The organism is Snodgrassella sp. W6238H11 (genome assembly GCF_016100525.1).
In the GTDB taxonomy this organism is placed as follows: domain Bacteria; phylum Pseudomonadota; class Gammaproteobacteria; order Burkholderiales; family Neisseriaceae; genus Snodgrassella; species Snodgrassella alvi.
The window spans coordinates 301,160-316,696 of sequence record NZ_JACFSH010000002.1 but is presented as its reverse complement, the minus strand read 5'-3'; the positions used below and the strand labels follow the sequence as shown (position 1 = coordinate 316,696).

General features: G+C 40.8%; 13 protein-coding genes. 6 read left to right on the top strand and 7 right to left on the bottom strand.

The features are described from left to right. Positions 1–214: 214 nt before the first annotated feature. On the bottom strand, positions 215–3,262 hold the full coding sequence (locus H3V00_RS04920) for a S8 family serine peptidase (RefSeq protein WP_198206912.1): 3,048 nt from the start codon (positions 3,260–3,262) through the stop codon (positions 215–217). Positions 3,263–3,881: 619 nt separating this feature from the next. Here H3V00_RS04920 and H3V00_RS04915 point away from each other — a divergent pair. Both H3V00_RS04915 and H3V00_RS04910 read left to right on the top strand, forming a co-directional pair. Beyond that, the gene (locus H3V00_RS04915) at positions 3,882–4,463 is read left to right on the top strand and encodes a bacterioferritin (RefSeq protein ID WP_025331132.1); all 582 of its coding nucleotides are present in this window, start codon (positions 3,882–3,884) and stop codon (positions 4,461–4,463) included. A 305-nt stretch (positions 4,464–4,768) separates the two neighbouring features. After that, positions 4,769–5,839, top strand: a complete 1,071-nt coding sequence (locus H3V00_RS04910) for a zinc-dependent alcohol dehydrogenase family protein (RefSeq protein WP_084552987.1) — start codon at positions 4,769–4,771, stop codon at positions 5,837–5,839. 180 nt (positions 5,840–6,019) lie between these two features. On the opposite strand, the gene purF is transcribed toward H3V00_RS04910, so the two are convergent. The 6 genes from purF to H3V00_RS04880 all read right to left on the bottom strand — a co-directional run bounded on the left by purF (position 6,020) and on the right by H3V00_RS04880 (position 11,526). Next, the gene (gene purF / locus H3V00_RS04905; protein ID WP_198206913.1) at positions 6,020–7,555 is read right to left on the bottom strand and encodes an amidophosphoribosyltransferase; all 1,536 of its coding nucleotides are present in this window, start codon (positions 7,553–7,555) and stop codon (positions 6,020–6,022) included. 85 nt (positions 7,556–7,640) lie between these two features. Further along, positions 7,641–8,138 (bottom strand): CvpA family protein, encoded by a 498-nt coding sequence (locus H3V00_RS04900; protein ID WP_025331135.1) that lies wholly within the window; start codon positions 8,136–8,138, stop codon positions 7,641–7,643. Positions 8,139–8,152: 14 nt separating this feature from the next. Next, positions 8,153–9,322, bottom strand: coding sequence for an SPOR domain-containing protein (locus tag H3V00_RS04895; protein ID WP_198206914.1), 1,170 nt, complete (start codon positions 9,320–9,322; stop codon positions 8,153–8,155). 43 nt (positions 9,323–9,365) lie between these two features. Further along, positions 9,366–10,670, bottom strand: a complete 1,305-nt coding sequence (gene folC, locus H3V00_RS04890; protein WP_198206915.1) for a bifunctional tetrahydrofolate synthase/dihydrofolate synthase — start codon at positions 10,668–10,670, stop codon at positions 9,366–9,368. 4 nt (positions 10,671–10,674) lie between these two features. Further along, positions 10,675–11,160: a protein YgfX gene (locus H3V00_RS04885; protein WP_198206916.1), complete on the bottom strand. Its 486-nt coding sequence runs from the start codon at positions 11,158–11,160 to the stop codon at positions 10,675–10,677. 6 nt (positions 11,161–11,166) lie between these two features. Continuing rightward, the gene (locus tag H3V00_RS04880) at positions 11,167–11,526 is read right to left on the bottom strand and encodes a hypothetical protein (protein ID WP_078475149.1); all 360 of its coding nucleotides are present in this window, start codon (positions 11,524–11,526) and stop codon (positions 11,167–11,169) included. A 129-nt stretch (positions 11,527–11,655) separates the two neighbouring features. On the opposite strand from H3V00_RS04880, the gene H3V00_RS04875 reads away from it, so the two are divergent. The 4 genes from H3V00_RS04875 (at position 11,656) to H3V00_RS04860 (ending at position 15,462) form a co-directional block, all read left to right on the top strand. Then, positions 11,656–13,062 carry an FAD-binding oxidoreductase gene (locus H3V00_RS04875; protein ID WP_198206917.1) on the top strand — a complete coding sequence of 469 codons (1,407 nt, stop codon included), beginning with the start codon at positions 11,656–11,658 and terminating at the stop codon, positions 13,060–13,062. Between the two features lie 31 nt (positions 13,063–13,093). Beyond that, positions 13,094–13,534 (top strand): ribonuclease HI, encoded by a 441-nt coding sequence (gene rnhA / locus H3V00_RS04870; protein ID WP_198206918.1) that lies wholly within the window; start codon positions 13,094–13,096, stop codon positions 13,532–13,534. Between the two features lie 69 nt (positions 13,535–13,603). Beyond that, complete coding sequence (locus tag H3V00_RS04865) at positions 13,604–14,290, top strand: EcsC family protein (RefSeq protein ID WP_198206919.1); 687 nt, start codon at positions 13,604–13,606, stop codon at positions 14,288–14,290. A 710-nt stretch (positions 14,291–15,000) separates the two neighbouring features. Further along, positions 15,001–15,462 (top strand): hypothetical protein, encoded by a 462-nt coding sequence (locus H3V00_RS04860; RefSeq protein ID WP_198206920.1) that lies wholly within the window; start codon positions 15,001–15,003, stop codon positions 15,460–15,462. The last annotated feature ends 75 nt before the right edge of the window (positions 15,463–15,537 follow it).

The window sequence follows — 15,537 nt, the reverse complement described above, 5'->3', positions numbered from 1 at the left end:
AATTACTGATGTTTTACTTACCACTATATAAATTTTTTTTAACGCCTGATTTTTTCATTTTAGCCATTACATTATACATTTATTTGTTAACTTAACATCGACAATAAATCCTCAAGTCAGACAGCATTCTGTTAAATTAAAATTTTAATTTCTTAAAAAAGAATTTTAGTTAGCCTGAAATCCGGTTGATTATCCGTTTTACTACTTATCATAATCAGAAAGTGATTTTTAAGTTTGCCATTCCTGAATTACTGTGCCAGTGGCTGCCATTTTCATACTGATACTGAATACCTGCTTTTAGATTATGGCTGATCTGTACATTTCCACCTACAGCAGCATTCCAGCGTGTTTTTGCTGAAGCCCATTTACCGGAACGTTCATTTCCGTGTATTCCGGCAAAACCTCCGCGCATTGCATATTCTCTGTCGCGAAAATCATGCTCAATACCCAGCAGTCCGAAAATATCAAACACAGTATCCCGTATACCAAAACGATATTGAGTAAGAATACTGGCCGAACCAGCTACAACGCCTTTATTAAGCTTTCGGGCATATAAACCATAACCGCTTGCCCCCTCTTCGCTAAAATGATTCTGTTGCAAATAATCATATCTCAGACCTAGCTGCGGTGTCAGAATCAATTGATTCAGATAAAATGCTTTACCTCCTTTAAAAGCCAGTTGCCATACGTTACCTTTAGCTTTCGCTCCTGTAGCTTCTGACGACTCACCCAGCCATATTCGCCGGTTGACATCATTGGAAAAACGGTTGTATCCAAAGCTGCCGGATATGTAGACACCGTTCCATCGGTTTGGCGCATAAAATGAACCAGCAATTAAACCATTGGTTTTAATATCAGCATTGCCATATTGTTCATTCCAGCCGGTATTTTGAAAAGTATAGGCCAGCGCTGCAGATAATCCGTTACCAAATTTTTTACTGATACCGAATATACCGCTATTAGTATTCTGTTTTCCTCTAACAACAGTGGGGTTCCAGCGATTCTGTGAATGATTAAATTCCATAATCACATTAACCTCATCAGAGTTATTCTGAATTGATGACATAAAGTCACTATTCAGTTTTCCTAATGTTAGAGTGCTGACCATATTAGCGTTACTGTAAACCGCACCGGATAAAGAATATAACGACCGCCTTAAACTCTGAGCGGACTGTACATTCTGAATTCTGGCCGCACCATCGAATAATTCTTTATCCTGTTCACTATATTGGTCCGCTGCGGGTATACCATCCAGCTGGCTGAAAGCCGTATCCACAGCTTTGGCAGCAGACTCTATTGCCGGATCAGCAATACTGCGAGTTAACAGACCATTATTCATAACAGCTTTTTGTGCAGGAATACGGGTAATATCAAAATCTACATTATTATCATCGTAAACCGTTTTACCATCTAGCAGAATTCCGCCGGAAAATTCAGTTGAGTCAAATTCACCCAAGCGTTTTTGTGCATTAATAACAGCTACTTTTATCCCTGTCTGTGGCACAAAACCGGCTTTAAGCGCATCGAAATATAATCTGCCAGCCAGACTGGCAGTACCATTGACAGTAGTTCGGCTACCAAGGCTGGTCTGAAAAGTACCCGCTGCCGTCTGGTTAAAACTACCATTAACAGTGGCATCCCGACTAATAAAAGTACCTGCATTATCTACTGAACCAGTGAAGCCTTTAACCAGATAAGCAGCATCTTTACCAATTTGCGTTGCAGACTGACTACTGCCATTTACGGCCAGCGTACCAGAATTAATCTGCGTTTTACCCTGATAAGTATGATTACCCTGCAATATCAGTGTTCCGGTACCGTCTTTGATTAGCCCGCCTTGCCCGCTGATATCATTACTGAATACATAGCTGCCGTCGGTTACATTTGCTGAGAAATCACCGAAGGCAAATTGTGCCGGTCCGTTAACCGCCTTACCAATATTCAGCAGTCCCCAGCCATATACCGAATCTACACCTTTAGCGCCCAGGTCAGTGGCCGTAGTCAGTAGTGTGGTTCGCAAATTATTATTGGTCATCCAGGGATATTTTTGTTTAACCAGTGCCGCAGCGGCAGTAACCTGGGGAGCCGAAAATGAAGTGCCTGTGATACTGGTTAGTGGCAATGCATTAATATCATCGCCGGGCTTTGCGTATAAATTAGCAATCTGATACTGATAATAAGCCACCATACACCAATTTTTAGCATCGCCGCATCTGTTGGAAAACTTTTCAATTGTATTGTCGCTATCTACACCAGCAACAACAATCCAGCCTTTCTGCAATTCAGGTTCAATTAAAGGAAATAACGATTCAATACTGGGCTGACTTTGCCCGTCATTGGCAGCTGCCCAGATAAACAGCATATCATCCTGAACCAGTGAAACAAAACGACCAATATAGGATGCAGATTTATCAGCAGGATTATCTGCATTTAAATAAGCTTTAGCTATATTAGTATACCATTGCTTATTACTATAATAATTAGCGCCATAACTGTTATTGACGATTTTCACGCCAGCCTTATCAAGCGCATTAAACGAATTTATGGTAGCCAGTAAATTGATTAATCCCGGCCCGCGGCTATCTGTTGCACTGGCTGAATAAATTTGCACCTCCGGAGCAATTCCGATTTTTTTACCCCTGACATCTTTACCGGCAATATTTAAAGCTACCGCATCACCATGCGGGTAAACTTTACCGTTATAAGGTGTCCCGAACTGTCCCAGATCAACAACATTGTCAGGTAAAGCCGGATGATTAACATCGATTGGCAAATCAACAATACCGACCTTCACCCCCTTACCATCCAGCTCCTGATCCCGTGCATCTTTCAGATTTAGCAGGTTAGCCTGTGTATTATCCTCACCGTATACACTGCGGGGATACTGGTTTTTACTCAACGGAACTTTTATTGCTGATTCGGTACTGTCCATTCTCGACGGATTGGATGAAGGAACAGGAATATTATCAGCCGGATCTATCGGAGTCGGATCAACCGGCTCATGTTTGTCTGGATCTGGATTAACTGGTGAAGGATTAACCGGAGGAGGAGTAACCGGAGGAGGATTAACGGGTGAAGGCACATTCGGTGTATTTTCTCCGTCTCCCGGTGTCTGGTTTCCGGTACCGGGATCGGTTCCGCCCGGTTTACCGCCAGTTTCCGTAGAATTAGAATGAACACCACTGCCACCGCCACCACATGCCGTTAAAGCAAATGAAACAGCAATCACTATGGATTTAAGCATTAAAGCTGAATGTTTCATACTGGCTGTTCCTTTATCTTAATTTGAAAAATAAATATAAAAATTTAAATTTCATTTTTATTAATATTTCTTGATAACCTTAATGAACATTGATTTGCTTATTCAGTTCGGGTTTAGCATTCAGGCATGATACATGGTCTAAATTACTGATTTACTTGTCTATATATTTATTAACTAAATAAGATTTTTTTTATCTATTTTAATATTCCGTACTATTATGTATTTAATTTCAGATTGGTAAATTATAAATAAATATACCAAATAAATAATTTATAGCTTAATTTACATTATTGATTTAAACCGGCGAAATACTTGCTCTGAAAGGCATTAAAGCAGTATCTCATTAAAAAAAATAGGATTTTTACGCATAAAGAATAATATTTTTTAAATTTTTTACTCATAAAACATAAATATATGCTTTATAAATTAATTATATTTGACTTGATATATTAAATATTTAGAAGAAAAAATTTAAATAAACAATATGCGATTAAATTCAGCTAATTATTACTTATATTAAAAATACTTTCATAGACAACAACTTATACAATCAGTTACCGTTATAAAAGGAACACAAGGCAACAAACCGTAACTTGTTTAGATAAATAAGGAGATAAGCATGAACAAACGCAAACCGCTAAAAAGAGATATTAAATTCAGCACCACTGAAGAATTAAGGGAAAATGCACGCAAAAATTATGAAGACGGACCGATTACTTCTACTTATGAGCTGGATGTAGAACGGGTAATCGAACTGCTTAATATAGCTTTGGCTTCAGAATGGGTATGTGTACTGCGTTATCTGCGACATTACTACATGGCAACCGGCCTGTTTATGGATGCCGTTAAAGAAGAATTTATGGAACATGCAGAGCAAGAACAAAAACATGCAGCTATGCTGGCTGAACGTATCACCCAGCTTGGCGGTGAACCGGATTTGAATCCGGATGTGTTTATTCAGCGTTCACCGACAGAATATATTGAGGGAGAAACTTTACGGGATATGGTAGAGTCAGATTTGATTGCAGAACGTATTGTGATTGATCTTTACCGGCAGGCCATTATGTATGTCAGCGATTATGACACCACTACTAAACGCATACTCGAACATATTCTTGCTGAAGAAGAAGATCATGCAGACGAATTATCCGACATGATGGAAGGTTTGGATGGCAAACCCGTATCGAAAAAAATAATTTAATAATTTAGTGATTTAACATAAAAATCCGTAGTTAGTCTGCGGATTTTTTCAGACTGCTTTTCCAGCCAGTAGTGTATGTTTGAACTTTATATTTATTATTATTTCAAACTATCTATTATGACATAATTCTATTTATCTTTATAGCAATAAATCGCTCAAACTTGAGGCAAATTAATATTCCGACAAACCTTTTAAAGAAAATACTCAGGTAAATTGTGGTATGAATCTCTTTGCACTACAATCATATCAAGAGGTTTCCAGAAAGATATCTGGATTATTTTTCAATAGTTTATGGAGTAAACAACATGAAAGCAATGGTGTACTACGGAGCAGGTGATATTCGTTTTGAAGAACGGGCTAAACCAGTTATTATCGAACCAACTGATGCAATCATTCGTTTAACCCGGACAACTATTTGCGGTACCGATCTGGGTATCTGGAAAGGAAAAAATCCGGAAATTGAACAAACCGCCATTCAAAAAGACGGTCAATTCAACGGTCGCATTCTCGGGCATGAAGGGATTGGTATTATTGAAGAAACAGGCAGTGCGGTTAAAAACTTTAAAAAAGGCGATAAAGTCATTATTTCCTGTGTCAGCCGCTGCGGTACTTGTGAAAACTGTCAGAAACAGCTTTATGCACATTGCCAGAGTGGTGGCGGCTGGATTATGGGCTACATGATTGATGGTACTCAGGCTGAATACGTACGTACTCCCTTTGCAGATAATTCACTTTACCGATTACCGGCAAATTTAAATGAAGATGTGGCCGTTTTGTTGTCAGATGCCTTACCTACTGCACATGAAATCGGCGTGCAATATGGTGATGTTAAACCCGGCGATACAGTAGCCATTGTTGGTGCCGGCCCGGTAGGAATGAGTTGCCTATTAACCGCACAATTATATTCTCCCTCCCAGATTATCATGATTGATATGGATGATAACCGCCTGCATATGGCAAAAGAGCTGGGTGCCACGCAAATCATTAATTCTGCCAGTGAAGACGCGGTGGCGCGTGTTCTGGAGTACACCGGCGGCCGCGGAGTAGACTGCGCTATGGAAGCTGTAGGGCTTGAAGCCACATGGAATATCTGTCAGCGCGTGGTAAAAGAAGGCGGACACTTGGCTAACGTAGGTGTACATGGGCAATCAGTCAACTTTGAGCTGGAAAAACTCTGGATTAAAAATCTTACCATTACCACAGGTCTGGTTAATGCCAACACTACCGGCATGTTGCTGAAAACCTGTTGCTCAGGCAAACTGCCGATGGAAAAGCTGGCTACTCACCACTTCCACTTTAATGAACTGGAAAAAGCTTATGATGTCTTTAAGCATGCAGCAGATGAAAAAGCTATGAAAGTTATTATTGATTATTAAATACTGCCGAGCAGATAAAAGCTTTAATTAAATCTGCCCTACTAAATAAAGCAGCCATTAAGGCTGCTTTATTGATTACTGTCTGTTTACAAAATGATTATCTCTTTAAATCCATTGAAAAATCGAACATTCAGTAATTCTGTTATTTATCCGATTCGCCGCAGAATTTAAAATATCAGTTTATTCTTCTTCATCCTCATCTTCCTGCACACTGACACTGTGTTCAATCAAACTGGGAACCACAAAAGAAGTGGCTAATGCATTTTTATTCTCAGAAAGATGTTGCAGATAAGCTTCATCAACATCGCCCGTAATATAACGGCCGTCAAAGCAAGAACTGTCAAAACCTTCAATTTGCGGATTCAGCTTTAAAACTACCTCTTTCAAATCATCCAAATCCTGAAATACAACACCATCGGCACCAATTTCCGCAGCCACCTGCTCTGCATTACGCCGGTATGAAATCAATTCTTCCCGGGTTGGCATATCAATACCATAAACATTCGGAAACAATACAGCCGGTGCGGCGGAAGCAAAGTAAACTTTTATCGCTCCTGCTTCACGCACCATATCCACAATTTCCCGGCTGGTTGTACCACGTACAATAGAATCATCTACCAACAGAACTTTTTTACCGCTAAACTCATAATTCATCGGATTAAGCTTTTGCCGCACAGATTTTTTACGCACAGCCTGCCCGGGCATAATAAATGTCCGGCCGATATAACGATTTTTAAATAGTCCTTCCCGGTAAGGCTTATTCAAATGCAAAGCCAGCTCCATAGCACTGGGACGGCTGGTGTCCGGTACAGGCATAATTACATCAATGTCTGCTAAATCCAGTGTCCGTTTTACCTTTTCTGCCAGTGTTACCCCCATATTCAGACGAGCCTGATATACCGATACTCCGTCGATTACAGAGTCCGGGCGGGCAAAGTATACATATTCAAACAGACAGGGCATCAGATGAGGGGCCTGTGCGCACTGCTGTGAAAATAACTGGCCTTCATTACTGATAAAAATAGCTTCACCGGGTGCCACATCCCTTACCAGCTCATAATCCAAACTAGGGAAAACTACAGATTCAGAAGCAACGACATAATCTGTATGACCGTTCTCTTCCCTTTTACCCAGACACAGAGGCCGGATACCAAGTGGATCACGAAAAGCCAGTAAACCATAACCGGCAATTAATGCCACCACACCATACGCACCATGCACTCGTTTATGCAGTGCGGCCACAGCGGCAAAAATATCCGATAAAGCCAGTGCAGTACGATTCCCAACCTGGTTTTCCAGCTCTCGTGCCAATACATTAAGTAGCACTTCAGAATCAGAGCGGGTATTTACATGGCGTAATTCAGTAAAACAGACATTTTTAAATAACTCCTCGGTATTGGTCAGATTACCATTATGTGCCAGCACAATTCCGAAAGGGGAATTTACATAAAAAGGTTGCGCTTCAGCACTGCAATTGGCATTTCCGGCTGTCGGGTAACGGACATGAGCAATACCAACATTACCTATCAGTTCACGCATATTACGGGTACGGAATACATCACGTACCATACCGCGACCTTTATGCATGTGAAACATATTACCCTCAGCGGTAACAATTCCGGCAGCATCCTGTCCGCGATGTTGCAGCATCTGTAAACCATCATATAAAAGTTGATTTACCGGTTCATGTGCCACAATACCCAATACACCACACATTACTTTCTCCATTCAAGACAAATAAATACGCGCGTTTTTTGTTATTAAAAACGCGCGTTGTATTCGGTTACTTATGTTCATGCTGTTATACCGATGGTGAATTCAGCTTATCAGCAAGAAAAGACGGCAGATAAGGCACCGCCACCATCGCCAGCCTTTCAAACATGCCTGCTGTAAATGAATCCCGCCACACAGGAGATTTCGGCAAATCAGTAAAAGAACATATCAGCACCACTAAAGTGACAATAATAATTCCTTTAATCGCACCGAAACAGGCGCCCAGCATACGATTAACTCCGCCAAGCCCGATCGATTTCAATGCTGAAGTAATCACTGTGCGCATCAGACGCTGAATAATCCATAACACACCGAATACCATCACATATGATAATGAAACAGCCAGTGCCCGTGGCTGCATAGTCGTAAAAGCCATATCAGCCACAGGTGCGGCCAGCAACTTGGCTCCGACAAATGCAACCACCCAGCATAACAGTGAAGCTATTTCGCCCACCAGCCCGCGCATCATAGCAACCAGGGTTGTTAACAATATCAGACCGAGAGCCAGCACATCAAAAAGGGTCATGCAATACCAACTTCCTATAAACCAATTACCAGTCCGTCCAGTCCTGCAGCATGCACTTTATCCAGATTTTGCAAAGCCTGACTGCGATTATTATAAACCTGGCTGCGTACCCGATACAGTGTGCCTTTACTAGTCTGACTTTTACTGATACTGGTAGTGACACCGGCAACAGCCAGCCTTTGCTGTACCAGATTAGCCTGCGCCTCAGTGGTATAGGCACCAATCTGAATTACAGTCCGTTCCAAAGACGGTTTATTATTGCTACTGGTAGCATTGCCTCGATTCTGACCGGAAGCAGAATTTTTAGACACCGTACCGGCTGCTTTATTTTCCAATATCTGCTGCGGTGTCAGTTTACCGCCTGCCGTATTATTTGCCGGTTTTGCTGTCGCCGCCGGTTTTACGGGTACTGGATTTTTATTTATTGGTTTAGGTGTTGCAGACACAGGTTTTTTGTCTGTATTAGCAACTTCACTTCTGTTTTTTACTACAGGTGTAGTATCAACTGTACTGGCTGGTGTTTTATTTGCCGGCTTTACTGTTACAGGTTCAGTTTTAGGGCGGTTACTGCTTGCCGTATTAACAGGAACCTGTTTAGTTTTTTCTGTTGTTTCTACCGGAGTTCTGTTAATAACCGGTTTTGGTTTAACAACTGGTACTGCTTCACTATGTACTTGTTGTCTGTTATTTTTTTCAACAAACTTTCTTTCAGAAGACGGTTTGATACCTGCTGAATCAGTATCATTTGGCCGCCGCTCTGGCGGTACTGGTGTATTATTTATTTTAGCTGGCAAGACAGGTTTAGGATGTGTTGTTTCTTCACGCATTACAGGTCTAGATATACTGTTTTCCTGTTTATGTTCAGATACCGCAGATGCATTACCCGAACCGACAGTTGTATTCACCGAAGATGACCTTGCCGCCGTTACCGGTTCCAGTACTATAGCTGAAGCAGATTGTGCCTGCGCCACAACACTCGCCTGAGACACCATACCTGCTGTGCCGGAAGCTGTTTCTGACGAAGCAGTTCTGACTTCAAGCTGCGGTGCCGGTACAGACTGAGGCGTGCGACGGCTCAGCATAATAACCAGCAATATAGCAGCAATGACTACCATAATTAATGCACCTACCAAACGGCGCCTGTTGCGCCGTTTCAGCTGTTCATAATTTTCCTGTGCATTCATTAATCACTAACTCCTCTGACCTTATCGTTTCTATTTTCAGAATTTACCTTGAAGATAAATCTATTATTTCTGCTACTGTATGAAACGAACCAAATACAACAATTCTATCATTCTCACCGGCCTCTGATAAAGCAGCCTGATAAGCTTTCTTAACATCAGGATAAGCTGTCACAGCAGTAATATTATGCTGAATAAATTTTTCTTGTAAAGCCTGTACAGTCATACCGCGCGGCAAAGCAAGCGGAGCTATCAACCAGCAATCAAACTGATCTTTAATAATTTCCAAAACCGCATCAATGTCTTTATCAGCCAGCATACTGAATACAGCCATGCGTTTTTCTGCATAGGGTAAAGCAATTAAACTGCTGCGCAATGCCCTTGCTGCATGAGGGTTATGCCCCACATCCAGTACCGTAACCGGTCGTCCGGGCAACACCTGAAATCTTCCCGGATGGCGTACGCGCAACAAGCCGCGTTTAATTGCACCAATATCCAGAGGCAAACGTTCAGACAAACATTCCAGCACAGTTAATGCACAAGCCGCGTTACTAAGCTGAAAATTACCGCGCAATACTGGTATCGGTAAAGCATGACGGGCATGTTCACCTGTATATAAACTACTTTCTTGTGGATGAAAACGATACGACCACTGCTGCATTTCCATCTTATGGCAATCAAAATCTCGGCCAAACAAAAGTAAATCTGCTCCTACCTCTGCCGCATGCGATGACAGACTGTGCGATACAGGAATCTGAGCACAAATTACAGGCTTTCCAGCACGCATAATGCCTGCTTTTTCAAATGCCACTTTTTCTACTGTATCACCAAGAAATGCCTCATGATCCAAATCAACACTGGTAATCACTGCCACATCGGCATCAAATATATTGACAGCATCCAGCCGCCCGCCCAGCCCTACTTCCAATATCATTACGTCTACCTGCTGACGTATAAATACATCTACGGCAGCCAGCGTATTAAACTCAAAATAGGTTAACGGTATCTCAGCCCGTGCTGTCTCTATATGCTCAAACGCACTGACAATCAGATCATCAGCAACAGCTTCACCATTAATTGCAATACGTTCATTAAAACGTAACAAATGCGGACTGGTTAAGGTACCAACCCGATAACCGGCTTCATGATAAATCTGTGTCAGATAAGCGCACACCGAACCCTTACCATTGGTTCCGCCAACAACAATCAGCGGACATACCGGCTTTAAACCCATCCGGTCACGAACAGCACCTACCCTAGCCAGCCCCATTTCAATTTCGCCGCCGGCCACACCATTTTCCAGATGTTGCAGCCATGAGGACAAACCAGTTGCATGAAATTTTTCTGCCATTATTCTAATTCTTATCCTTCAGCCTGAGCCTGCGGATTACCTTATTCAAGATTGATTGCCTCAAAACCGATTGTGTATTGTTTGGCTGACACCAGCGTACCCATACTTGTAATCTTCGCCATGCCTGCGCATCGGTCATATCCGGTAGCAAAAGCTGGTATACGCGGCCGCGCGAAGTTTGCCAGTGTAAAGCCATCATATTTGCTCTGATAACAATACCTCTGCAACACAGTTTAGCCGGTACAGCAGCTTTGCCCTGTGCAAATAGCAGTGAAGCCTGCCCCTGTGAGCTGATTTCAATTTTTTTGATTCTGCCTTGCCGCAAGCCATAACCTGCCCATAATGCAGATAATAACCATGCCAGCAGCCATACCAGACACAACCAGCCTGTGCTGTAGAACACAATAGCCACTAGTGTCAGTACATGCATAATCACCGCCAGATAAAAAGCACATCGGGATGGCTTCAGCCGCACAACACACGCCATCATCAGATACTAAACCTGTTCTTCACCATATACCGGAGATATATGTATATCTGTATCTACCAGATCCAGTACCATATCATGTACTTCTACTGTAAAAAAATTCCAGAACTGATCAATATCCAATACCGGCCACAGCTTACGCTCAACCTCCCATGCAGACAGCTCTGCCTCAAAAATCAGATTAAAGCGTTCACCAATATAACCAATGACCTGTTCCGGAGTTTCAAATTCCGGTACCAGCAATGTAGTACAATTACTCTGTAGCTGTGACAAAGTTAACTCAGGCAAATCATCACTGGTACTTTTCAGCCAGTCGAGAAAAGCCTGAGCAGGTTTCAGCACAACAGCACTGCGATCAACAAAATACATGCCCTATCCTTACTAATATTACTGAATAACCATATTGTACTGTAAACGTTCAGCGATAGCGTATATTTACCGCCCCGCAATTTTTAATTACCGTACAATCAGCTTATTGTGTCTACAGGGTTAACAGCCATGCCTCACACCATTCATCTAGCCCGGTTTCAGCAAATCCTTACGCCTGATGAAATCCTCACTGAGAATCAGCTTATCGAACCATTTTGTACCGACCAGCGCGGCCGTTATCATGGACAGGCTTTTGCAGTATTACAACCGCATACTGTCAGCGCTGTACAGGAAATTATGCGCTATTGCCATCAGCAGCATATTCCTGTTACTCCGCAAGGCGGAAATACCGGCTTGTGCGGCGGTGCTACACCGCATGCTTCTGTTGCCGGTAAAGGAATTATCCTGTCGTTAAGTAAACTTAACCGCATACGCAAACTCAATCTGGCTGACAACACCATTACTGTAGAAGCCGGCATGATACTCGCTGAAGTACAGAAAATCGCTCAAACTGCCAATCGCTATTTTCCCCTGAGTCTGGCCAGTGAAGGCTCCTGTCAGATAGGCGGAAATATTGCCTGTAATGCCGGCGGTCTGAATGTAGTGCGTTATGGCACAATGCGTGATCTGGTACTGGGTCTGGAATATGTCCTGTCTGATGGCGAACTGGTCAGTCACCTATATCCACTGCATAAAAACACCAGTGGCTATGAAATGCGTCAGCAAATCATTGGCAGTGAAGGCACACTGGCGATTATTACCGCAGCCACACTAAAACTGTTTGCTCCGCCGCAAAGTGTATTAACAGCATGGATTGGCGTAGACAATATTCACTCTGCTACCAGTCTGTTAGCCGCACTGAAAAATCACTTTGCCGAGCGCCTGTCCAGCTTTGAACTGATCAGTCAGGCGGCTCTGAGTTTGTCAGCCAGCTATAGACAGTTACGCGAACCAACTCATGCGAGCTGGCATATTCTGGTAGAACTGAGCGATAGCCTGCCGGCACAAAATTTAACCGATCCCTTAATCAGCGTACTGGAACAGGGCAACTGGCTTAATACAGTTATTGCCCAGTCTGAAACAGAACGTCAGCATTTATGGAGTTTGCGTGAAAACATATCTGCTGCACAACGCAGTCTCGGAGCCAGTATTAAGCATGATATTGTCGTTCCGATAGAACATGTTGCCGACTTTGTCGAAAACTGCCAGCAACAACTGATTAAAACCTTTCCGCAAACCAAGACCATTTTATTCGGCCATCTCGGTGATGGCAGTCTGCATTACAACGTTTTTATTGCTGATATAATGAATAATGATGTTTATCAATATGAAGAAAACATCAATAAAGTCGTATATGAACAGGTATTAAACTACCATGGCAGTATAGCTGCCGAACATGGCATTGGTCAGTTAAAAAATCAGTGGCTGCCACGTGTTCGCAGTAATGCAGAAATCAAATGGATGCAGGCACAAAAACACAGCCTCGACCCTGAAGGTATCCTGAATCCCGGAAAAGTTTTACCTGTGCATACGTGATATAGTAAGCATTTTTAAATCAATTATGAATATGAGTGAAGTTACTCTGTATACCGACGGTGCCTGCAAAGGCAATCCCGGCGTAGGTGGCTGGGGGGCATTTTTACAATCCGGCAGCCACAGTAAAGAGCTTTTCGGCGGAGAGGCTAATACCACCAATAACCGCATGGAGCTCACAGCTGTAATTCAAGGACTTGCAGCATTAAAACGCCCGTGTATTGTTAACATCTACACAGATTCACAATATGTTAAAAACGGCATGCAGGAATGGATTCATAACTGGAAAGCAAGCGGCTGGAAAACTGCCTCAAAACAGCCGGTAAAAAATGCTGAACTGTGGCAGGCACTGGACAGCGAAGTAAGTAAGCATCAGGTGCACTGGCACTGGGTTAAAGGTCATGCCGGACATCCGGGAAATGAAAAAGCTGATGAACTGGCTAATAAAGGTATACAAATCTATTTATTTAAATAAATTTTTTATTTGTAAATTTAAATAATATTATTTTAAAATAAAATTTCTACTTCAATAAGGGAGATTTTGATGGATAATTCTATTATTAATAAGGACGAAGATTTACAAAAACAAATGCCAGAAATACTTATATGGGCATATAATAAGGCAGTTAATGGAGTTGGTGGTCTAGGAAGTGCAGAGGCTTTAGCTGAAGAATACTTACAATCAAACAACAAAAATAAATTAGAAGCTATTAATAGTCTTATAAGATGGCAAAATGCTAAAGCAGCAACAGGAGGATTTATTACAAATTTAGGAGGTATAACAACACTGCCTGTTTCAATACCAGCCAATTTAATTTCAAGTATATATATACAATTAAGAATGATTGCTGCTATAGCTTGCATAAGTGGACGTGAATTAAGGGACGATCAAGTAAGAACATTATGTATTGCTTGTCTTGCAGGAAATAATACTGTAGAAGTTTTAAAACAAGCAGGCGTAACATTTGCGGAAAAATGTACTGTGACGATGATACAAAAATACATAACTAGAGATATTATTAATAATATTAATAAAGCTATCGGATTTAGACTCATTACTAAAGCTGGAAAGACAGGAGTAATAAATTTGACAAAAGCTGTCCCCTTTGTAGGTGGATTAGTAGGTGCAACATTTGATGGAGTTACAACAAATCTTATTGGGAATGCTGCCAGAGATTTTTTTCTAAAAGAAAATTCCGATTCAAATTCCACTGTAATAGAAATTAAATAGTTATTTCAATTTTCTTATTTGTTAAAAATTATTTCTATTAAGAAAAAATCCAAATAATAATTATTTGGATTTTTTTGTATTTAAATGTTTAAGGTAACATTACATTTTGCCATTCATTTCAACCATATCAGGAGCAGCAGGTTTATCTTCCGATAATTTGATAATCAAACAATCAGTTCATCATCAGACCTGTAATAAAAGCTGCATACTAAAGAAAAGTTGATGAATTGGCTAACCGTGGGGTAGAACTAGCTGAATAAAGCTTTAATTTCTTTATAAATTATTATCACCTACCCACTTCTCAGCTACCATAATAGTGCTATCATGCCTAGAAGCATACTGTTTGATAAGTTTTGGTATCGGCTTAGAGGAATTTAAAACTCAGCCTAAGCCGGCAGATGTGGGCTCGAAGAAATTTTCTGGAAAAACAGATTAATTTAATTAAACCTTTTTTTTTATTTCATGCTAAAATATTCCAATATTATTGAAAAAACAATAGCACAACTGCAATGATTATTTATAATTAATCTATAAATACATGTATAAAATACCTAATTTTTCACCTAAAATATAACTCAGTATCTAGTTGAATTTTTTAAAATAAATCAAATTTCCATTTAAAATAATATATTAATTGAATTAAAAATATATTCAGTGTACCTATATTTAATACAGTTTTAATCTCATTTGAGAAATATAATGGTGTGTGCATGATTAATTTTAATTTACAATCATATTATAAGAACATAGGCGGGCTTATTTTTGAATTCGCCATACCCCCTAATAAAAAAGCCGTCTACAGTACTACATCTAAATACCTGACAGAAGGAGCGTTCAGCTTTATTGAGGGCATTATATACGAGTATGTTCCTAAATACGGTGAATATGGGCATTGGGGAATCACCGAAGTTAATACAGAACAATGGCTACTTATAAAACCGGCACTATTAAGGCTTAAGACCAGGGTTGATCAAGCCCAGAATTTAAAAGAACTTAAAAGTGATTTATTTAATTTTCGTTTTGTCTGTATGCTGGAAGACGATTATTTAAAAGAAACGGCTCACAAGTTTTCTAAATCCAAGCCTTTGCTTTCTCAGATGATTATCGATTTTATAGCCTGGATTGATATAACTATACAAAAGTATGGTTCATTCTATATTATGGGCATATAACTTTTTCATTTACTAAATCTATAAAGTTTATCAATTAAACTTGTAGCATTAATTTTTATTCTATCTTTGGCAAGG